Origin of the sequence: Streptomyces sp. NPDC015127 (assembly GCF_043080095.1) — a bacterium.
Taxonomy (GTDB): Bacteria; Actinomycetota; Actinomycetes; order Streptomycetales; family Streptomycetaceae; genus Streptomyces.
The window spans coordinates 264,556-283,767 of sequence record NZ_JBIBVE010000007.1 but is presented as its reverse complement, the minus strand read 5'-3'; the positions used below and the strand labels follow the sequence as shown (position 1 = coordinate 283,767).

Sequence of the window (19,212 nt, the reverse complement as noted above, 5' to 3'; positions counted from 1 at the left end):
TGTGGTCAGACGAGGTCGAACCGGTCGAGGTTCATCACCTTGTCCCATGCCGCGATGAAGTCGCGCACGAACTTCTCCTTCGCGTCGTCGCCGGCGTAGACCTCGGCGAGCGCTCGCAGCTCGGAGTTCGAGCCGAAGACGAGGTCGGCACGGGTGCCGGTCCACTTGACCTCGCCCGTGGCGGTGTCACGGCCCTCGAAGGTGTTCTGGTCCTCCGACGTCGCCTTCCACGTGGTGCCGAGGTCGAGCAGGTTGACGAAGAAGTCGTTGGTCAGCGTCTCGGGAGCGGTGGTGAAGACGCCGAGCGGTGACTGCTGGTGGTTCGCGCCCAGGACGCGCAGGCCGCCGATGAGGACGGTCAGCTCGGGCGCGCTGAGGGTGAGCAGGTTCGCCTTGTCGAGCAGCAGGTACTCGGCCGGCAGGCGGTTGCCCTTGCCGAGGTAGTTGCGGAAGCCGTCGGCGGTGGGCTCCAGCGCGGCGAAGGACTCGACGTCGGTCTGCTCCTGCGACGCGTCCACGCGGCCGGGAGTGAAGGGCACCTGGACGTCGGAGCCGGCGTCCCTGGCGGCCTGTTCGACGGCGGCGGCGCCGGCGAGCACGATGAGGTCGGCGAGGGAGACCTGCTTGCCGCCGGTCTGGGCGGCGTTGAAGGACTGCTGGATGCCTTCCAGGGTGCGCAGAACCGTCGCCAGCTGGTCGGGCTCGTTCACCTCCCAACCGATCTGCGGCTGGAGGCGGATGCGGGCGCCGTTGGCGCCGCCGCGCTTGTCGCTGCCGCGGAAGGAGGAGGCCGACGCCCAGGCGGTGGACACGAGCTGGGACACCGTGAGGCCCGAGGAGAGGACCTGGCGCTTGAGGGCGGCGATGTCGTCGGCGTCGACGAGTTCGTGGCTCACCTGCGGGAGCGGGTCCTGCCACAGCAGCGTCTCGGCCGGGACCTCCGGGCCAAGGTAGCGCACGACCGGGCCCATGTCGCGGTGGGTCAGCTTGAACCAGGCGCGGGCGAAGGCGTCCGCGAACGCGTCGGGGTCCTCGAGGAAGCGCCGCGAGATCTGCTCGTAGGCCGGGTCGATCCGGAGCGCGAGGTCGGTCGTGAGCATCGTCGGGGCGTGGCTCTTCGACGCGTCGTGGGCGTCGGGCACGGTGCCCGCCCCCGCGCCGTCCTTCGGTCGCCACTGGTGGGCGCCGGCGGGGCTCTTGAACAGCTCCCACTCGTAGCCGAAGAGGATCTCGAAGAAGCTGTTGTCCCAGGTCGTGGGGGTGTCCGTCCAGATGCCCTCGAGGCCGCTGGTGATGGTGTCGCCGCCCTTGCCGGTGCCGTACGTGTTCCGCCAGCCGAGACCCTGCTCCTCGAGTGTGGCGGCTTCGGGGTCGGGGCCGACGTGGTCGGCCGGGCCCGCGCCGTGGGTCTTGCCGAAGGTGTGGCCGCCCGCGATGAGGGCGACGGTCTCCTCGTCGTTCATCGCCATCCGGCGGAACGTCTCTCGGATGTCGCGGGCCGCGGCGATCGGGTCCGGGGTGCCGTTGGGGCCCTCCGGGTTGACGTAGATGAGGCCCATCTGGACGGCGCCGAGGGGGTTTTCCAGTTCCCGGTCGCCGGTGTAGCGCTCGTCGCCGAGCCAGGTGGTCTCGGGGCCCCAGTAGACGTCCTCGTCGGGCTCCCAGACGTCCGCGCGGCCGCCGCCGAAGCCGAAGGTCTTGAAGCCCATCGACTCCAGGGCGACATTGCCGGCGAGGATCATGAGGTCGGCCCATGAGAGGGTCTGGCCGTACTTCTTCTTGACCGGCCACAGCAGGCGCCGGGCCTTGTCGAGGTTTCCGTTGTCCGGCCAGCTGTTGAGGGGGGCGAAGCGCTGCTGGCCCGCTCCGGCACCGCCGCGGCCGTCGCTGATGCGGTAGGTGCCCGCGCTGTGCCACGCCATGCGGATCATGAAGGGGCCGTAGTGGCCGAAGTCGGCGGGCCACCAGTCCTGCGAGGTGGTCAGCACCTCGGCGATGTCCCGCTTCACGGCGGGGAGGTCGAGGCTCTTGAACGCCTCGGCGTAGTCGAAGTCCTCACCGAGGGGATTGGCCACGGCGGGGTTCTTGGCGAGGATCTTCAGGTTGAGCCGTTCCGGCCACCACTGGCGGTTTCCGCCTCCCTGGGTCGGGTGCGGGGCACGGCCGTGCGCGACGGGGCAGCCACCTGTGCCCTCCGTCTTCGCGTCCGTGACGATGGCATCGGGGTTCTCGGCCATGGGAATCCTTCCGGGGTAGGCGGATCACTGTGCTCAGGAACATTGCGGTCGGTGGAACGTGCGGGGCACAGGCCCCGGTTGACGGCCGGTCTCGTCGCGGGACAAGCCGCGGTCGTCGTCGGACGCGGTCGGGCAGGGGGCCGGCCGGCCGTGCGGATGACGTCGGTGGCGGGACCGTAGGCCGGCATGCGACGTGGTGACGGCTCCTGACGCGTACCTCGGACCGGGCCGGTGCTGCGGGGAGTCGTTGCGGCGCATGGGACCCGTCGCGGTGCGCGTGGGGAGCGCCTCATGCACGGCAGGGGGCAAGAGGCGGCCTGCCCGGTCGCGCCCGGGAGACGGTCGCATCGGCGACGTGGTGGTCACCCTGCCGCCGAACCGGCGGGCGCAGCGCGGCCCGTCCGGTGCAGCGCGGCGCGGACCGCCGTCACCCGCGGGCCGGCATCGCGCAGATCCTCGGTGGTGGTTCCGTCATGCCTGTGTCTCCTGACGTACGGGAGTCTGCGGTCGTCCTTGGCTATTGCCGGAACCGATCCTACGATGGACAGAGTCCAGGTCAAGAAGCTCACCGAATCCATATCCAATGAGAATCCGGACCCCCCGGTAAACTTCGGGTGTCCCGCCGAGCCTGAATGGGTGAACCGACATGAGTGACCTGCTGGAACGACTGCGAGGGCGTGGCTGGCGGGTGACCTCCCAGCGCCGTGTCGTTGCGGAGGTCCTCGACGGTGATCATGTGCATCTCACGGCCGACGAGGTGCATGCCCGGGCGGCGCAGCGGCTGCCGGAGATCTCCCGGGCGACCGTCTACAACACGCTGGGCGAGCTGGTCTCGCTCGGCGAGGTCGTGGAGGTCGCCACCGACGGCCGCGCCAAGCGCTACGACCCCAACGCACACCATCCGCACCAGCACTTGGTGTGCTCCCGGTGCGGGACCATCCGCGACGTCCACCCGACCGGTGATCCCCTCGCCGCCCTCCCGGCGGAGGAGCGGTTCGGTTTCACGGTGTCCGAGGCCGAAGTCACCTACCGCGGACTGTGCCCGTCCTGCGCCTGACGCACTCGGCTGCATTGACGTGACCGACTGCGCCCATCTCGTCGATCTCGGTTGTCAGTGGCTGCACTTACGGTCTGTATCCACGGAAGGGGCGTTGCTGCCCGCACGGATCGGACCGGAGGGTGACTCGACGTCATGGCCGTGAAAGCGCTGGCCCATTCCCCGCTCACCGCCGCTGCCGTGCGGGAGCTGCTGGAGCTCCCCGCCTTGCCCCCTGTTCCCGACGACGCCTTCATCGCGCACAGCGAGGAGGTGCTGGGCTGGCGCTTCACGGACCTGGTGTGCGACGCCGATCTCACGCGTCACGGCCACGTTCTCTCGTACGACGTGGACAATCCGCTTGGCGATCCGGAAGCCCGGTTCAACCTCGTCTTCGGCGAGGCGTATCCCTATCAGCCGGACATGCCGGACGACGTCCAGAGCCTGACGGACGACGTCCGGGCCTGGGCCGAGACGCCTGGCTGGCGTTTCCGCACCGACCCCGGTCCCGACGACTGCGAGGCCGTATTGGCGGAGGCGGCGCTTTCCGTCTCCGAGGTCCTCGGATGCCCGCCGCGGCGGACCGTGCGCACGGACAGCCAGTTCAGCCTGGGCCCGCACACCCTGTGCCGAATATGGCGCGCCGGCGACCACGTCGTCGTCCTGAGCCCCTTCAGGACAACGGCCCCTACGGCTGTCTCACCCACTTCGTGCTGGCCCTGACCCCGTGCCCGGCCGAGGAGGAACTGCCGGCCGACGACACCGCCCTCAGGGACTGGGTCCTCAGGCGGATCGACTGGTAGCGCGGCACCAGGCACGCCAAGCCGGTCCGCTGCGGCCACCCTCCCCCTCCCGAGGCACGCTCCATCCATCTGCCCGGCCCCGTCGGCCGGGTCGTCGCGGACCGTGTGGTTAGGGTGAGCGGGCCCATGGCCTGATGGTTCGTCGACGCTCGCGGGGTCGGAACGGTGAAGCAAGCCCGCAACACAGTGGGACGGGTTGCCCGGGCGCGGCGGTATCTGCTGACCGTGCACCCGGCTCGTACCCTCGTGCTCGCCTTCGCCGTCGTGATCGTCATCGGCGCCGGACTGCTCGCGCTGCCCCTGGCGGCCGAGGACGCCGTGTCGGCGGGGCCGGTGACAGCCCTGTTCACCGCCACCTCCGCCGTGTGCGTGACCGGACTCGCGGTCGTGGACACCGGCACGTACTGGAGCGGGTTCGGCGAGGGCGTCATCCTGACGCTGGTCCAGGTGGGCGGCTTCGGCATCATGACCATGGCGTCACTGCTCGCGCTGCTCATCTCCGGGAGGCTGCGGCTCCGCATGCAGCTGACGGCGCAGGCCGAGACCAAGAGCCTCGACATCGGCGATGTACGACGCGTGCTGCTCGGGGTCGCGGGCACGACGCTCGCCGTCGAACTGGTGGTGGGCGTGATCCTCGGCCTGCGTTTTCGCCTCGGGTACGGCGAAGGGATCGACGATGCGGCCTATCTGGGCTACTTCCACGCCGTGTCGGCGTTCAACAACGCCGGGTTCGGACTGCACGCGGACAGCCTCGTCCGCTATGCCCAGGACCCCTGGGTGACCCTGCCCATTTCTGCCGCCGTCATCCTGGGCGGCATCGGATTCCCCGTGCTCCTCGAAGTGCTCCGTCACCGCCGGCGTCGTCGGACGACGGGACGGAGGACCTGGTCCCTGCACACCAAGCTGACCGTGATCACCAGCGCTGTACTCCTCGTCGTGGGCACGCTGGTGACCTGCTTGCTGGAGTGGACGAACGAGAACACGCTTGCCCCTTTCGACTGGGAGCACAAGATCCTCAACAGCTTCATGTACTCCACGATGACGCGGAGCGCCGGGTTCAACGCTCTCGACATCGGCGCCATGAACGCCTCGACCCTGCTCATGAGCTGCGTGCTCATGTTCATCGGCGGAGGCAGCGCCAGCACCGCCGGCGGCATCAAGGTCACCACCTTCTCCGTGCTGGCCGCCGCCATGCTCGCCGAGGTGCGCGGCGAACCCACCTCGGTGGTCCTGGGGCGCAAACTCGCTCCGCACGTCCTGCGCCAGGCCCTCACCGTGGCACTGCTCAGCGTCGGGATGGTCGTCGCCGCCACACTCGCCGTCCTCACCGTCAGCAAGCACGCACTCGACGCGGTGCTGTTCGAAGTCGTCTCCGCCTTCTCAACCGTCGGACTGTCCACCGGCATCACCACGGACCTGCCGAGCTCGGCCCAACTGATGCTCGTCCTGCTGATGTTCGTGGGCAGGCTCGGACCGATCACCCTGGTCTCGGCGCTCGCGCTGCGCGAGCGGACCCGCCGCTACCAGCTGCCTGAGGAGCGACCTGTCATTGGGTAACTACCTGCACTCCCTTCGCCTGCGCCGCCGCAAGCGGCTCGCCGCCCAGTACACCCAGCAGGCCGATCAGCGCGTGGCCGTGATCGGCCTCGGCCGGTTCGGCATGTCCCTTGCGGGCGAGCTGATGCGCCGCGGCTGGGACGTCCTGGGCATCGACACCGACGCGGCGCTCGTCCAGAAGTACAGCGACGCGCTCACCCACTCAGCGGTCGCCGACTGCACCGACCCCGAGGCACTGCGGCAACTCGGCGTGGGCGACTTCACCAGCGCGGTCGTCGCCATCGGTACCCACATCGAGGCCAGCATGCTCGTCACCTCCAACCTGCTGGAGGCGGGCGTGCCCAACATCTGGGCCAAGGCCGTCAGCCGCCAGCACGGCCAGATCCTCGAACGCCTCGGCGCGCACCACGTCGTGCTGCCCGAGCACGAGATGGGCGAGCGGGTCGCGCACCTCGTGACCGGCCGGATGCTGGACTTCATCGAGTTCGACGACGACTACGCGCTGGTGAAGACCGTGGTACCAGGCGTCGCCACCGGCATGCCGCTGGGCGAGAGCCAGGTGCGCAGCAGGTTCGGCGTGACCGTCGTCGGCATCAAGCGCCCTCGGCAGGGCTTCACGTACGCGACCGCGGAGACGGTGCTTGAAAAGGGCGACGTCATCGTCGTGACCGGGAAGACGCAGGACGTGGAGGCGTTCTCCGAGCTGAGCTGAGACCGGAGGTCACCTGTGCGGTGACGGCCGTGGATCAGCCGGTCTCGTGTCGCGGATCCGTCCGCCGCGATCCGGAGCGTCGACGGACGCCCCGGCCGATCGGCGCTCCCGCCGTGGAATGCCGCGTGCCCCGAGGCTGTTGGCTTGGGTGAGCAACCGCTCAGTGAGTGCCGTCCCCGAGAGGAATGCCGTGTCAGAGCCGTTTTCGGTACCCGTAGTCGTGCGCGGGTACGAGACCGACACCCAGGGCCACATGAACCAGGCCGTCTACCTTCAGTATGCGGAGCACGCGCGCTGGTCGCTGTTGCAGAAGGCCGGCATCCGGCAGACGGACCTGCTGGACAAGGGCGTGGGCCCGGTGGCCCTCGAAGTGACCGTCCGCTACCAGCGGGAGCTTCGGGCGGGCGACGAGGTGGAGGTGACATGCGCCTTCGTGTGGGGCGAGGGCAAGACCTTCCGCATCGAGCAGACGATCCGCAAGACAGACGGCACGGTGGCCGCCGAGCTGACGGGCGTCGGCGGCCTGATGGACCTGAAGGAGCGCAGGCTCGTGGCGAACCCCCACGAGTACTTCAGGGCACTGGCGGACGCCCCGGAGGTCTTCGGCCTCTGATCCGGTGCGTGCAGAGCCCGGCCCCGGCGTGACCGAGCCGCCAGGCGGGAGGGGCGCGGCACATCGGGCGACGCGCCGTGCCGTGCCGTTCCGTACGGCGAACGGGTGGCCGAGGGGTGACACGCACGCTGCCGGTCGTCCCGCCGTCGGGCCGCTGGGAGCATGGGCCCGCCGAAAGGAGGCGGACATGACCGATGCGGGCCAACACGTGTCGCCGCCCGACTCGAAGGATCTTCGGGCGTCCGCGCAGGGGTGGCACGGTTTGCAACTGGCCGTCCTCGGCTTTGTCGGCCTGTGCGGTGTCCTGCGGGACGGCCCGGCCCAGGCGCCGCGCAGTGTCCAGATCGCCGCCGCGTTCCTTGCGCTGTCTGCGCTGGCCGTCGCATGCCTGTCCGCGTTCCTGATCGGCCGGGCCGCGTGGCCGCTGTACGGGCCGCGGACCGCGTCGCAGCCGCCTGACCCCCGTCGCGGGAGCCGCGACCTGCGCGCGGGGATCGCGCTGACATTCACGGCAGTGGCCTTGCTCGCCCTGTCCACGACCGTCTCCTGGTGGCCCGAGGCCAAGGACGCTGCGGCCGGCGCGGGCGAGGCGGGCGGGGCGGCCGTCGTGAGCGTGAGCACGGCGGCCGGAACGGTGTGCGGCACCCTCGGGGAGGGCAGCGACGGCTTTCTCACCATCCGTGTGGACGACCGCGACCTGCCCGTCCCCCTCGACGAGGTCGTGGCGCTGCGGCCGGCCACGTCGTGCGACTGAAGCCCTTCGCCGCATGACGGTGGCTCACCGGCAGGTGGGACGGGTCCGCCGGTAGTACGAGTGTGCTGCGACGGTCAACGCGACGCCGTACACGGCGAACGCCACCATCCCGATCCAGCTCACCAGAAGCGCGTCACCCGAGGTGGGGAAGTCGCCGCGCCGCATCGTCACCACTCCACACGTGGCCAGGGTCGTGTAACCGACGCCGAAGATGCCGTACGGTGCGAGCGTTGCGGCACCGATCAGCGCTGGGGTCAGGGGAAGCCAGCGCGGGACGCGGTAACCGGCCAGGAGCAGTGTCCAGCGCGGGAAGACCTGGCCCCACGGGCGGACCAGGCCCCAGAGGAGAAAGACGCCCACCGCGGCCAGCAGCACGGTGGCGTCCAGACCCCAGGACTCCAGGGTGAGCCAGAGCCCCGAAGCGCCGTTGCGCTCGGAGATCACGAGCATCTGTTCGCCCGATGTCCCCGCGAAGGTCCCGCCGAACGCCCAGAGCAGCTTCATCGCCGCGTACGGCAGAAACGCCACCGTCCCGGCGCAGGCGGCGAGTTGGACCGGCCGCGGGGCCGCGGAGGGTGACTGTGCGCGGGCCGCGGCAGGCGGACGGCGGTCGGACCGGGCAGTGGCTGCGAGCAGGAGCGTCCCCACCGCCGCCATCGCATGGTTTGCCGCCGAAGGCCAACTGTCCACGCCCTGACCGAACATGAGGGTGATCAGGTCCATCAGCAGGCTGAAGGCGGCGATGGCGGTGAGGCCGCAGAGCACCCAGAGCAGTGCGCGCAGGATGGGCCGCAACCCGTACCTCGCCACCGCCCCACAGACCAGCCCGGCCGGCGTGCCCACCGCCACGACCGCCCAGCCCAGCCCCGGCGGTTGCCCGCCGTGATGGAGCAGTGGCGTCCTGCTCAGCGCGCATGCCAGGCCGAAGCCCGTGTACGCAATCGCCCAGAGCACGGTTGCCCAGCTCACCCATTGCGGCCTCCCCTGCTCCGTGATGCGGGGCGCCCTAGTCGTCCGTGTAACGCCAGTCATGCTGCGAACATCGCATCGGCCTGCCGCTGTGACGTCAGCCGCCTGAACGATCCCACTCCCCCTCCCGGGCGAGAGGCACGTCACTCAGGGGCTACGCGTGGAACGTGTTGTGAGCGCGCCTCAGGGCCCAGGGGTCCGTGATGTCGCGCAGCAGCGTCAGGGCCTCCCGCAACTGGTCCTTGCGCCGCGTGCCGATGTGCGCCTCCCACTCCTGCTCCACCTCGGCGACCACCGCGTCGGCGACGCGCTTCGCCGCCGACGCCTTCTCCGCCCCGCACACCAGCCGGGCCCGCTTGTCGGTGGGGTCGGCACCTGCCGCCTCGCGCCCGGCACCACTCCCCGGTGCAACGGTCCGCCGCACCCTCCCGGCCCGTCCCCGTGTCACCTGGGAGCGTGCGTGGCGTGCGGTGGGAATAGGGGATGCGTGGAGCAGACCGCGTAGCCTCGGCTCCGTGCCCCGCCATCCGAAGAAGGCCCGCCGACTGGTCGCCGACGGGCGCGCCTACCTGTGGACGCTCCGCCACAGCCACCGCGTACTGGACAGCGGCCGGTCCGCGGACTGCCGCGAGACCCTCACCCTGTACCCGCAGCCGGCCGGCACCGGCGGCCCGCTGCGCATCGTCTTCGCCGAGGGCCCGGGCCGGTACGTCCCGGGCGGAGCCCCCCTGGGCTCCGGGGACGTGGGGTACGTCCGGGGCGAATCCCTGAACCTGCACGAACCGGGCGCCGTCCGGGCGCTGCTCGACGCCGCGTCGGCCCGCGGGTGGCAGCCGGGGGAACGGCGGGCGGTGGAGGTCGACGGCTGGCCGCTGCTGGAGGCGGCAACCGCCGCGCGAGCCGAGGAGGCCGGCCCCCCGGACCCGTAGGTGTTGACTCCCGCCTCCGGGCCGCTGCAGTGATCAGCCGGGATGCGCGAGGCTGCGCCGCTGACAGCCGCTGCCGCCCGTTGCGCTTTGTGCTCACACCCGGCCGGCCCGGAGACGCGCCGGCGTTCGATCACGTTATGGCGGCCATCCGGATCCCGCGTCGAGTCGGCAGACCCAGAACCAGGTCCCCTGCGTGATGCCGGCGACAAGGACGCCGCGTCGTCGCAGCCCGCCGACCGGATCGCCGGCCGCAGGCGCAAGGGCCGCGGCGGCGGGCGCACGCCCGGCGGCTCACCTGCGTGTGTCACTGCCGCCACGTGCGCGAGTGGGCACGGGCAGCAGGTGTGGGCGTTTGGCCGAGCGGGCGTCGCCCGATGAGCGGCCGCGCAGGCGTCTGGTCAGCCAGGGGCCGAGGAAGACGGCTGCCCAGCGCAGTTCGGCCGTGGTGGCGTTCCATCCGGTGGGCCAGGGGGTTTCGGGAGGGGGCAGTGGGTGTGTCCAGGTGCCGTCGCTGCCGGGCAGGACCAGCGCGTGGGCCATGGCGGCGGCGATCCGCTCATGGCCGAGCGGGCTTGCGTGGAGCCGGTCCGGGCTCCACAGGCGGGGGTCGGTGACCACGGGGTGGTGGCCGGTCTCGGCGACGGTGACGCCGTGGCGCCGGGCGGCGTGGCGGATGCGGTCGTTGAGGGCCGTGACGCGGGAGCTCAGCGGCCGGGCGAGCGGGGTGATGCGCGCGACGTCGGGGAAGGTGAACGTGGCGACGCGCGCTCCCTGCGCGGTGAGCGCGGCGAACATCGACTCGAGGTGGCCGGCGACCTCGTCGGCGTCGAACCGCGGCCGCAGCAGGTCGTTGACCCCGGCGACGACCGTGGCCAGGTCGGCACGCAGGGCCAGTGCCGGAGCGAGCTGCTCGGCGCGCACCTGGCGGGCCAGACGTCCTCGTACGGCCAGATTCGCGTACGTGAGCGCCGGGTTGTGCTGTGCGAGGTGTTCGGCGAGGCGGTCGGCCCAGCCGCGAAGGCCGCCGGTGTCGTCGCTGTCGCCGAGGCCCTCGGTCTGGCTGTCGCCCAGGGCCACGTAGCGCAGGACGCGCGGCTCACTGCCCGGCACGGGTGTCTTCTCTCTCCCGCAGGACGGTGATCGCGCGTTCGCACCAGTCGTGGTTGCCCTGCTCGAAGGCGAGGCCGCGCAGGCAGGTCAGGTAGGGGCCGATGCGTTCGCCATGACGCAGGAAGTCCTCTTCGGTGCGCCCTGCCCGCATGGTGTGCAGCAGCTTGGTGAACAGCTCGACCTTGGCCTGTGCCATGGCGGCGCGTTCGGTGAGTCGGGCGATGAGTGTCCGGGTGTCGACGTGGTCGGCGGCTTGCACCTTGACGACGAGGTCGTCGCGCAGGAACGAGGGCTTGGCGGCGGTGCCGGTGAAGTCGTCCAGCTCGGCCAGGCCCGCGTCGGTGACCTTGAACAGACGTTTGTTGGGCCGGGTGTCCTGGACGACTTCGCGTCCCGCGATGAGCCCGTCCTTCTCCAGCCGGGTCAGCTCGGCGTACACCTGCTGCGGCTGGGCGTGCCAGAAGTTGGCCACCCCGAGGTCGAACGCCTTGACCAACTGATATCCGCTCAGTTCCTCGTCGAGCAGTGCTGCCAGAACGGCGTGCCGCAGCGCCATCGGATCCCTGCCTCCTCCTTGCGCGTGTCCACGAAGACCCTCATGATACTCATGAATCTGACTAGTCACATTCATGAGTATGGAGCGTACGTCATGACCACAGCAGCAGAGCGCTTCCGCACCGCCGTCGAGCACCGGGAACTCGAGGCCCTGGACGATCTGTTCACCGACGACATCCGCCTCTACAGCCCCGTGAAGTTCACTCCGTTCGAGGGCAAGCCCATGGTGCTGGGCCTCTTCGGGGTCCTGCTGCGCACCTTCGAGGACTTCCGCTACGTCGGCCGCTTCGCCGGCACGGCCGAGACGAGCGCGGACGGCAGCGACTCCCCCTCGGAGGTGCTCCTGTTCCGGGCCACCGTCAACGGCAAGCAGATCCACGGCATCGACCTGCTGCACTTCGACGACGACGGCCGGATCAAGGAGTTCACGGTCATGGTCCGCCCGCAGTCCGCCGTCCACGCCCTGGGCGAGGCGGTCCTGGCGGGGCTGATCATTGACGGCCTGGTCCCGGCACCGGCCGCCCCCGCGGGGCGGCAGTCGGCGTCATGACGGGCGGGCTACGGGCCCGGGACCGGCACCGAGCGTCCTCACGACCGCTGCGATCGAGGTGATCCCACAGTCCGCCCGGCGGTGCATAAGCTTCCGCCGTGAACGACACCACACATGGCATACGGATCAGGCCAGGCGGCCTCGCCGACGCACCGGCCATTCTGGACATGCTCGACGCCGCAGTGGTCTGGATGAACGATCGCGGCAACACCGAGCAGTGGGGCACGACACCGTATTCGCAGAAGCCCGGCGGGGTGGCGCGGGTCGAGCGGTACATGACCGAGAACGCACCGTACATCGCGGAGTCGGACGGAACACCGGTCGGAGCCCTGGTGCTGGACTCCGGCCCCAGCCCGCAGATGCCGATCGCGCCGGCCGAGGAACCCGAGCGGTACGTCCGGCTGCTGGTCTCCGACCGGCAGTACGCCGGTCGGGGCATCGGGGCGGCGCTGCTGGCCCACGCCGCCGAGGAGACCCGGCGGGCCGGCGTGGAGCTGTTGCGGGTCGACTGCTGGGCGGGCGGCGGGGGCGAGCTGGTCTCGTTCTACGAGCGCAACGGTTTCACCCCCACCGACCGTTTCCTGTCCGGCTCCTGGCCGGGACAGGTGCTGGCCCGGCGGGTCGGCTAGACGGCGCGGGCGGCACCCGCGACAGGCTCGTACGGTGACAACTCCCCGCTCACACGGCGGCCGGTTCCGTGCTGCGCGATGTCGTCCGTGGAGGCAACCGCGGCCGGCGGACGTGGTTCCTGACCGACATCGAGGAGCTGCGGGAGCGGCTCCGACGGGGAAATCCCCGTCACCTCCCGCAGCCCCACGGCCTGCGCGGCCACAGCCTGGTGCGCTCGCCGGCCGGAGTGTTCAGGGGTGCTCGGGCTGCTGCTCGGGCATGTCCGCTCCTTCACGAGCTCCTCACGGGAAGACCGGTGTACACACCCCGCGTGCCCCTGGCTCCCCAGCCGAAACCGCGCCCGTGACCGGCCCTCGGTGCCGGTACCGTCCGGAGATCCGGGTAGCCGGGACGTATGAACGCAACCAACCCCCTGGCAGTCGTCACCGGTGCGTCCAGCGGCATCGGTTTCGAGCTGGCCAGGCAATTCGCACAGCACGGTCACGATCTGGTGATCGCCGCCGAGGACCCCGGTCTCACGTCCGCCGCCGCTGCCCTGCGGGAGCACGGGACCGATGTACGGGAGGTGCGGGTGGACCTCGCCACGTACGACGGGGTGGAGACCCTGTGGGGCGAGCTCTCCGCCGCCGGGCGGCCCGTGGACGCTCTGGTCCTGAACGCGGGCGTGGGACAGGGCGGAGCGTTCCTGGAGACCGACCTCGCCGACGAGGCCCGCGTCATCGACCTCAACATCACCTCGACGGTGCACCTCGCCAAACGCGTCCTGCCCGGCATGGTCGCCCGCAACCGGGGACGGGTGCTCATCAGCTCGTCCATCGCCTCGACGACGCCGGGCTCGTTCCAGTCGGTCTACAACGCGTCCAAGTCCTTCCTGCAGTCCTTCGCGCAGGCCCTGCAGAACGAGCTCAAGGACAGCGCCGTGACGGTGACCTCCCTGATGCCGGGCGCCACGGAGACGAACTTCTTCAGGCGCGCCGAGATGCTGGACACCAGGGTGGGCCGCGCGAAGAAGGACGACGCCGCCCAGGTCGCCGAGCAGGGATACGAGGCGCTCATGGCCGGCAGGCCCAAGCTCGTCGCGGGCTCCCTGAAGACCAAGGCCCAGGGCGTCGCCGGCCGCGTCCTCTCCGACCGGCTGAAGGCGGCCGCCCATCGGCACATGGCGGAGCCCCGTCGCGGCCGCTGACCGCCCGGCCCGGGTGGGACGCCCGGCAGTGCGTCGCGCCGCCGTCGCGCAGATCACGTCGTTTTCCCGCCTGCGCCCGCGGGCACCCGCCGCGTGGTGTGCACTCCCGGAACCAGGCGGCCGGACGCCGCGGAAAGCCGCATGCGACCGGCGGGCCGGGCGGCGTGAGGACGCTCGTGCTCTGGCGGCGCCGCCTGACGGGGGGGCGGCGTCGGTCGGCCGCGCAGAGAGCGGCTACGACCGGTCCGACGCGGAGGGCTGGCACGACGGAGCGCGGGAGCTCGCGGACACCCTGACCGACCTGCGCCACGCGCGAGCCTGGACACGGGAGAGCTACCGCCTCAACCCGGGCCACCGGCTCCGCCGGGCCGGGCCGGCCCTGCCGTCGGAGGACCTGGACGTGGCCTGGGGGCGGATCGTGCACCATCTGATCGTTCTGACGCGGCTGCTCGTCGCGGCGACGGGCGGACAGCCGTCCCTGCGCCCGCTGCCGGGTTTCGCACTGGAGCCGCTGAGCGACGTTCTGCACGGTGCGGCCGATCTCTGTCTGCCCGAGGCGGACGCCGACGGCACGGCCGAGCACGCGGCCCCTCCGACCGGCGCCTGGGAGGCCCACAACCGCCTGAAGTCCCTGGTGCTGACGCACAACCGCGAGACGGCGACCTCTCTGGGCGGCCTCATTGCCGAGACCCAGCAGCTGCTGTACGCGCTCGGACCGGGAAGCGAACGGAACTGACGGCTCGCGCTCCCCGTGCGTCAGTCCGGGTGACGGCGCAGGCTGAGAGGGTGAGCAATCACGAGGGCACCCCGATCGTCGTCACCGGCGTCATCCCCGGCGACCCGCCGTTCCGCGTCGTCCAGCTCTACGGGGAGCCGGTGGGCATCGCCCACGACATGCTGGACGTGATCCGGCTGGCGCACGCGGCAGGGCTCAAGCCCGTGGATCTCGACGATCCGGCCGTCGTGAGATGGATCGGCGGCAGTAAGTACCACTGGACCGCGTGACCTCTGATCACCGATCACTTCGTGGACCGGGGCGCATCAGCGCAGCAAAACGACCCACGGAACGGGCTCCCTGCGCCGGCATTGTCCGGATCAGGTAGTGGGGGTCGTCCTCCGGTCTCCCCGACCTTCGGACCTCTCAGCCCGACCGTCGACGTCGGCCCCGGCGGACATCTTTCCGCCAAAGTCGGCTACTCCGGTCGAACTCCCTCGCTCGCCCCGTGGGCCTACTAGCAGAATACCCCGCAGGGCGCGACGCAAAAACTGTCAAACCATGATTTTCTACCCCATTTCCTGTACGGGGTCACCTTCCGAGCCCGCCCCGCGGACCGGAGAACACCATGGAGTGGCACCGCTACTGAGCGCGTCCACAGGCTCCCGCCTCGCTCGCCGCGGCGCTCGGCGGAACGGTCGAAGCGCATGCGATCAAGAGGCCGGTGCCGTGGGGCGGCACAGGGAACACCGTTCCTTGCCGACCCAGCCGCGGCGACGGCGCGACGCGCGGCCGCGCGCCGGCGCCTCATGGAGCTGACCCGTGCTCTGATCGACGAGGCCCGCGGTGCCGTCGGTGGATGACCGAGCAAGGGGATGCACCGTCACGGCCGCAGCGGCTTCACCTTGATGTCGGTGCCGTTCACCCGGACCGTGACGTGCCCCCGGTTGCGGGCGCGGTCCGCCACGATCCGGTAGGACGTCACCTTCCCGTCCTTCCATTGGCAGCTGACCTCGTAGCCGCCCCGGGCCCGCAGCCCGGTGAACGAGCCCTGCGCCTTCCAGTCGTCCGGGCATGCGGGCAGCAGGTGGACGACGCCGTCGTGGCTCTGAAGGAGCATCTCCGCCACCGCGCCCGAGATGCCGAAGTTGCCGTCCATCTGGAAGGGCGGGTGGTTGCAGAAGAGATTGGGCAGCGTGTTGTAGGACAGCAGTCCGCGCAGCATGATGCGGGCGCGGTGCCCGTCGCCGAGCCGGGCGAACAGGGCGGCCCGCCAGGGCCATGTCCACGAGCGGCGACTGTCGCCGGACACCGTTCCTGCGGTGAAGGGGACGCCCTCCTTCTCGCTGCACCGCGCCTTGAGCGAGACGAGCGCGGCGGCGGCGAATGCGGGTGTGCGGGGCGTGATCTGCCGCCCCGGGTAGACCGCGAAGAGATGCGAGGTGTGGCGGTGGATGTCGTCGGGGCTGTCGATGTCCTCCTGCCACTCCTGGAGTTGGCCCCACCGACCGATCTTGTTGGGTGCGAGGCGGGCCTGCATGCCGGCGACCTTGTCCCGGTAGCCGGCGTCGGTGTCGAGCGCCGCCGCACAGTCCAGGTAGTTCTGGAAGAGGTCCCAGATGATCTGCTGGTCGTACATGACGCCGTCCTCGCGAGGACCGTGCTCCGGCGACCAGCCGTTCGGCGCGACGAGGAGGCCGTCCTCGCGCTCCGTGAGCTGGTCCTCCCAGAACTCGCAGATCTCCTTGATCATCGGGTAGGCGACGGTACGGAGATGGACCATGTCCTGGGTGAAGGCCCAGTGTTCGTAGAGGTGTTGGGCGTACCAGGCGCTCGCGACGGTGTTCCACTCCCATGCGTTGCCGCCGAAGATGCTCTGGCTGGTGCGGGCGGTCCAGCCCCGTGTGTCCTGGCCGAAGGCGTTGCGCGTCGCTCTGCGGCTGGGTACCGCCACCTGCTCGACGAAGGCGACGAGTGCCTTGTGGCACTCCGGCAGGCTGGTGGTCTCGGCGGCCCAGTAGTTCATCTGCACGTTGATGTTGGTGTGGTAGTCCGAGGCCCACGCGGGCTGGTTGCTGTCGTTCCACAGCCCCTGGAGGTTGGCGGGCAGGCCGTCGGCCCGTGAGGAGCTGATCAGCAGGTAACGGCCGAAGTCGAACATCGTCTGCTCGAGTGCCGGGTCCTCCTCGCCCGCCGCGTAGCGCGTCAGTCTCGCGTCGGTGGGCAGGGCGACGACGGCGTCGTCGGTGCGGCCCCAGTCGACGGACACGCGTGACATGAGGGCGCGCATCTCGGTGGTGTGCTCGGCGCGCAGGTCCTCGTAGGTCCGGTCGGCCGCGGCGGCGATCGTCCTGGTGACGGCCTGTGAGGGGTCGGGTCCGCGCCAGTGGGCGGCTGCGTCGAGCTTGTAGTCGGTGCGGGCGTCGAGAAGGAGGGTCAGTGTGCTGCAGCCGTCGAATCGGAGCACCGATCCGTCGGTGGTGACGTCGCCGTCGCTCTCCATGATCTCGACGGTGCAGGTGTGTCGGAGGCCGTTGCCCATGGTGCCGCGGAAGCCGATCCGGCGGTTGGCGGCGTCGGCGGACGTGGGGGCTCCGTCCTGTGCGGACGTCAGCGAGATCGTTCCGGAGAGCCCTTGGGCGCTGTCCGTGGCGTAGCGGAAGACCATGACGTCCGCGGACCGGCTCGCGAACGCCTCGCGCAGAACGCGGTGTCCGAGGACGCCGAAGCGTGTGACATGGACGCCGGGGATCAGGTCGAGGGCGCGCTCGTAGTCGACGACCGTGCGCCGCGTGCGCGAGTCGAACCGGGCGCCGGTGAGGGCGATTTCCGCGATCTGGAAGCCGGCCGGGGATGCGCTCGCGGTGAAGGTGAGCCGGTAGATGGCGTAGGCCGAGGTGGTGCCGAGGGGAAAGGTCCGGGTCTCGCCGCGGGCCGCGAAGGGTGCCCCCGGGTTCTGCGTGTCGAGGGTCACCCACGTACGCCCGTCCTGCGATGCCTCGAGTGTCCAGCGCCTGGGGTCGTCCTGCGGCCGGTCGGCGGCCGCCGTCAGCGCGTAGGAGGTGAGGGCGGTCCTGTGGGGCAGGTGGGCCTGCCACACGACTGTCGTGTCCGGTGCGTCGACGCGCCATGCGGTGGCCGGGTCTCCGTCGACCGACCTCGCGATGTCGTAGGAGCGGGGGTCGGGTGCTCCCCCGGCCGAGCCGGCCGAGTGCTCGCTGGGTGAGGACAGGTACATCGCGCCGAGCCCGCCGAGGTCGACGCCGGTGAGGGCGATCTCGGCGACCTGGAAGTGGCTCTCTCCCGCCCTGGGAACGAACGCGAACCGGTAGAAGCGGTAGGCCGCGGTGTCGGCGCAGGTGAATTCCTTGGTCTGGAACCGGTTCTCGAAGGGCGCCGTCAGGGTTCTTCTGTCCAGCGTCACCCACGTGCTGCCGTCGTGGGACCCGGCGAAGGTCCACTCCTGCGGGTCGCGCCGGGGCACATCGTTGGCGCTCGTCAGGCGGTAGGACGGGACGACGGCGGGGTCGGGGAGTTCGACCTGCCACTGCACGAGGGAGCCGGGTGCCTCGATGCACCACTTGGTCCGCGGGTCACCGTCGTGCGACATGCCGACGCCCTCCGCCGGCGAGGTCCGATACGGTCCGCCCGGTGCCGTCACCTTCGGGCGCGGCGCGAAGGAGACCACGAGGTCGCCGAAGTTCCGGTACGAGCCGAAGCCGGTCATGCTCGTGTCGAAGGCGCTGTCCGGCTTGCCCGCGAGGGCGTTGTCGTAGTCGTTGAGGCCGCCCCACAGGCTCTGCTCGTTGAACTGGATGCGTTCTTCGTCGGGGTCGGCGAACAGCATCGCGCCCAGTCGGCCGTTGCCGATGGGCAGGGCCCCTGATTGCCAGTCGGCGGCGGGGAGGCGATAGCGAAGAGCTTTGCGCGACAGGGTCGGCCACGGGAGGGCGTTCGCAGCGGGGCCGCTCGGCGACGTGGCGGAGGCGGGCGCGGCGTGCGCCGCGGGTGTGCCGCCCATCGCCTGACCGACGAGAGGTGTGAGCGCGAGGGCACCGCCGAGCCTGAGGACGCTCCGTCGCTGTGGTTCGTGTGCGCTGGTCAAGGCGAGCCTCCTACAGCCCTATTGATCGGTTCTTTTCGCTGAACGAACCACAGTAACCGTGCCTGCTGAGGGTCGACGCCATCATCTCGACAGAAGAGATCCGATGTCTAGGTGTGTGCAGTACTGACGGATCGCCCTGCCCCGCGTACGCGACGACGGAGCCGGACGGCGCCCTCGGCGACACAGCCGTTGGTGTGAACGGCCCGTCTGCTCAAGGTGGCGCCGCCCCGGCCCCGTTCATCTGTGCCGTTACGGTCTGGTTGTTCCTCGTTGGCTCACGGATCCGGTCGGTCGGTGGCCTGCCCCAAGCGAACGCCCAGGCCGTGGGAGCGCGTCCGCCGAGGTGAGGCACCGGCCGGACGTGAGCCTCGTCCATCCCCACGCAACCGAAGGGCGGGTCCACCGTGGCCAGCAACACCGAAACCGGCGGGATCACCGGCACCAAGGACAAGGACTACAACCTGATCTGGTACATCGAGAGCTGCCTGAGCAACGCCCTGCGGCTGGAGACCTACATCCAGGACGCGGAGCGGGACAGCGACGCCGAGGTCGCGGAGCTGTTCCGCAAGGCCCAGGCCGACAGCCGCAAGGGGGCCGAGCTGGGCAAGCAGCTGCTGCGCACCCGTATGGGCGGCTGAGAGCCCGCCCTGAACCCTGGAGCCACCCGCGGCCTTGCTGCCGCGCGCCGCACGAGACGGCGGCTCCGAGGCCATGCGTCGCGGCACCGCGCGGCGAGGCGGGGCGGGTCCGC

Annotated in this window: 19 protein-coding genes; 13 read left to right on the top strand and 6 right to left on the bottom strand. The window is 70.7% G+C overall.

Going from position 1 to position 19,212, the window contains the following annotated elements; genetic code table 11:
- Window positions 1-5: 5 nt before the first annotated feature.
- The gene (gene katG, locus ACF08N_RS16405; protein ID WP_392325289.1) at window positions 6-2,237 is read right to left on the bottom strand and encodes a catalase/peroxidase HPI; all 2,232 of its coding nucleotides are present in this window, start codon (window positions 2,235-2,237) and stop codon (window positions 6-8) included.
- Between the two features lie 646 nt (window positions 2,238-2,883).
- On the opposite strand from katG, the gene ACF08N_RS16400 reads away from it, so the two are divergent.
- The 6 genes from ACF08N_RS16400 (at window position 2,884) to ACF08N_RS16375 (ending at window position 7,712) form a co-directional block, all read left to right on the top strand.
- Complete coding sequence (locus ACF08N_RS16400) at window positions 2,884-3,294, top strand: Fur family transcriptional regulator (protein WP_392325288.1); 411 nt, start codon at window positions 2,884-2,886, stop codon at window positions 3,292-3,294.
- A gap of 135 nt (window positions 3,295-3,429) precedes the next feature.
- A complete protein-coding gene (locus ACF08N_RS16395; RefSeq protein ID WP_392325287.1) occupies window positions 3,430-3,996 on the top strand; it encodes a hypothetical protein in 567 nt (188 codons plus the stop codon).
- Between the two features lie 305 nt (window positions 3,997-4,301).
- Complete coding sequence (locus ACF08N_RS16390) at window positions 4,302-5,633, top strand: TrkH family potassium uptake protein (protein ID WP_392325286.1); 1,332 nt, start codon at window positions 4,302-4,304, stop codon at window positions 5,631-5,633.
- On the top strand, window positions 5,626-6,345 hold the full coding sequence (locus ACF08N_RS16385) for a potassium channel family protein (protein WP_392325285.1): 720 nt from the start codon (window positions 5,626-5,628) through the stop codon (window positions 6,343-6,345). The genes ACF08N_RS16390 and ACF08N_RS16385 overlap by 8 nt, the downstream gene beginning before the upstream one ends.
- Window positions 6,346-6,535: 190 nt before the next feature.
- Window positions 6,536-6,958 (top strand): acyl-CoA thioesterase, encoded by a 423-nt coding sequence (locus tag ACF08N_RS16380; RefSeq protein ID WP_392325284.1) that lies wholly within the window; start codon window positions 6,536-6,538, stop codon window positions 6,956-6,958.
- Between the two features lie 187 nt (window positions 6,959-7,145).
- Complete coding sequence (locus ACF08N_RS16375; RefSeq protein ID WP_392325283.1) at window positions 7,146-7,712, top strand: hypothetical protein; 567 nt, start codon at window positions 7,146-7,148, stop codon at window positions 7,710-7,712.
- 24 nt (window positions 7,713-7,736) lie between these two features.
- Here the strand turns inward: ACF08N_RS16375 and ACF08N_RS16370 are convergent, their stop codons facing one another.
- Together ACF08N_RS16370 and ACF08N_RS16365 are read right to left on the bottom strand one after the other, a co-directional pair.
- Window positions 7,737-8,681, bottom strand: coding sequence for a hypothetical protein (locus tag ACF08N_RS16370; protein ID WP_392325282.1), 945 nt, complete (start codon window positions 8,679-8,681; stop codon window positions 7,737-7,739).
- Between the two features lie 154 nt (window positions 8,682-8,835).
- Complete coding sequence (locus ACF08N_RS16365; protein ID WP_392325281.1) at window positions 8,836-9,105, bottom strand: hypothetical protein; 270 nt, start codon at window positions 9,103-9,105, stop codon at window positions 8,836-8,838.
- Between the two features lie 91 nt (window positions 9,106-9,196).
- On the opposite strand from ACF08N_RS16365, the gene ACF08N_RS16360 reads away from it, so the two are divergent.
- On the top strand, window positions 9,197-9,610 hold the full coding sequence (locus tag ACF08N_RS16360; RefSeq protein ID WP_392325280.1) for a hypothetical protein: 414 nt from the start codon (window positions 9,197-9,199) through the stop codon (window positions 9,608-9,610).
- A 291-nt stretch (window positions 9,611-9,901) separates the two neighbouring features.
- On the opposite strand, the gene ACF08N_RS16355 is transcribed toward ACF08N_RS16360, so the two are convergent.
- Together ACF08N_RS16355 and ACF08N_RS16350 are read right to left on the bottom strand one after the other, a co-directional pair.
- Window positions 9,902-10,720, bottom strand: coding sequence for an SGNH/GDSL hydrolase family protein (locus ACF08N_RS16355; protein ID WP_392325279.1), 819 nt, complete (start codon window positions 10,718-10,720; stop codon window positions 9,902-9,904).
- Window positions 10,707-11,276, bottom strand: a complete 570-nt coding sequence (locus ACF08N_RS16350; protein ID WP_392325278.1) for a PadR family transcriptional regulator — start codon at window positions 11,274-11,276, stop codon at window positions 10,707-10,709. The genes ACF08N_RS16355 and ACF08N_RS16350 overlap by 14 nt, the downstream gene beginning before the upstream one ends.
- A 93-nt stretch (window positions 11,277-11,369) precedes the next feature.
- Between ACF08N_RS16350 and ACF08N_RS16345 the strand changes: the two genes are divergently transcribed.
- From ACF08N_RS16345 to ACF08N_RS16325, 5 genes are all read left to right on the top strand, one after another.
- The gene (locus ACF08N_RS16345; protein ID WP_392325277.1) at window positions 11,370-11,825 is read left to right on the top strand and encodes a nuclear transport factor 2 family protein; all 456 of its coding nucleotides are present in this window, start codon (window positions 11,370-11,372) and stop codon (window positions 11,823-11,825) included.
- A 98-nt stretch (window positions 11,826-11,923) separates the two neighbouring features.
- Window positions 11,924-12,454, top strand: coding sequence for a GNAT family N-acetyltransferase (locus tag ACF08N_RS16340; protein WP_392325276.1), 531 nt, complete (start codon window positions 11,924-11,926; stop codon window positions 12,452-12,454).
- Window positions 12,455-12,849: 395 nt separating this feature from the next.
- Window positions 12,850-13,641, top strand: a complete 792-nt coding sequence (locus ACF08N_RS16335) for an SDR family NAD(P)-dependent oxidoreductase (protein WP_392325275.1) — start codon at window positions 12,850-12,852, stop codon at window positions 13,639-13,641.
- A gap of 28 nt (window positions 13,642-13,669) precedes the next feature.
- The gene (locus ACF08N_RS16330) at window positions 13,670-14,377 is read left to right on the top strand and encodes a hypothetical protein (RefSeq protein ID WP_392325274.1); all 708 of its coding nucleotides are present in this window, start codon (window positions 13,670-13,672) and stop codon (window positions 14,375-14,377) included.
- 50 nt (window positions 14,378-14,427) lie between these two features.
- A complete protein-coding gene (locus ACF08N_RS16325) occupies window positions 14,428-14,646 on the top strand; it encodes a hypothetical protein (RefSeq protein ID WP_392325273.1) in 219 nt (72 codons plus the stop codon).
- A 593-nt stretch (window positions 14,647-15,239) separates the two neighbouring features.
- Here ACF08N_RS16325 and ACF08N_RS16320 read toward each other — a convergent pair.
- Entirely contained in the window at window positions 15,240-18,461 is a 3,222-nt protein-coding gene (locus ACF08N_RS16320) for a glycoside hydrolase N-terminal domain-containing protein (RefSeq protein ID WP_392325272.1), read from the bottom strand.
- A 404-nt stretch (window positions 18,462-18,865) separates the two neighbouring features.
- Between ACF08N_RS16320 and ACF08N_RS16315 the strand changes: the two genes are divergently transcribed.
- On the top strand, window positions 18,866-19,099 hold the full coding sequence (locus ACF08N_RS16315; protein WP_392325271.1) for a hypothetical protein: 234 nt from the start codon (window positions 18,866-18,868) through the stop codon (window positions 19,097-19,099).
- The last annotated feature ends 113 nt before the right edge of the window (window positions 19,100-19,212 follow it).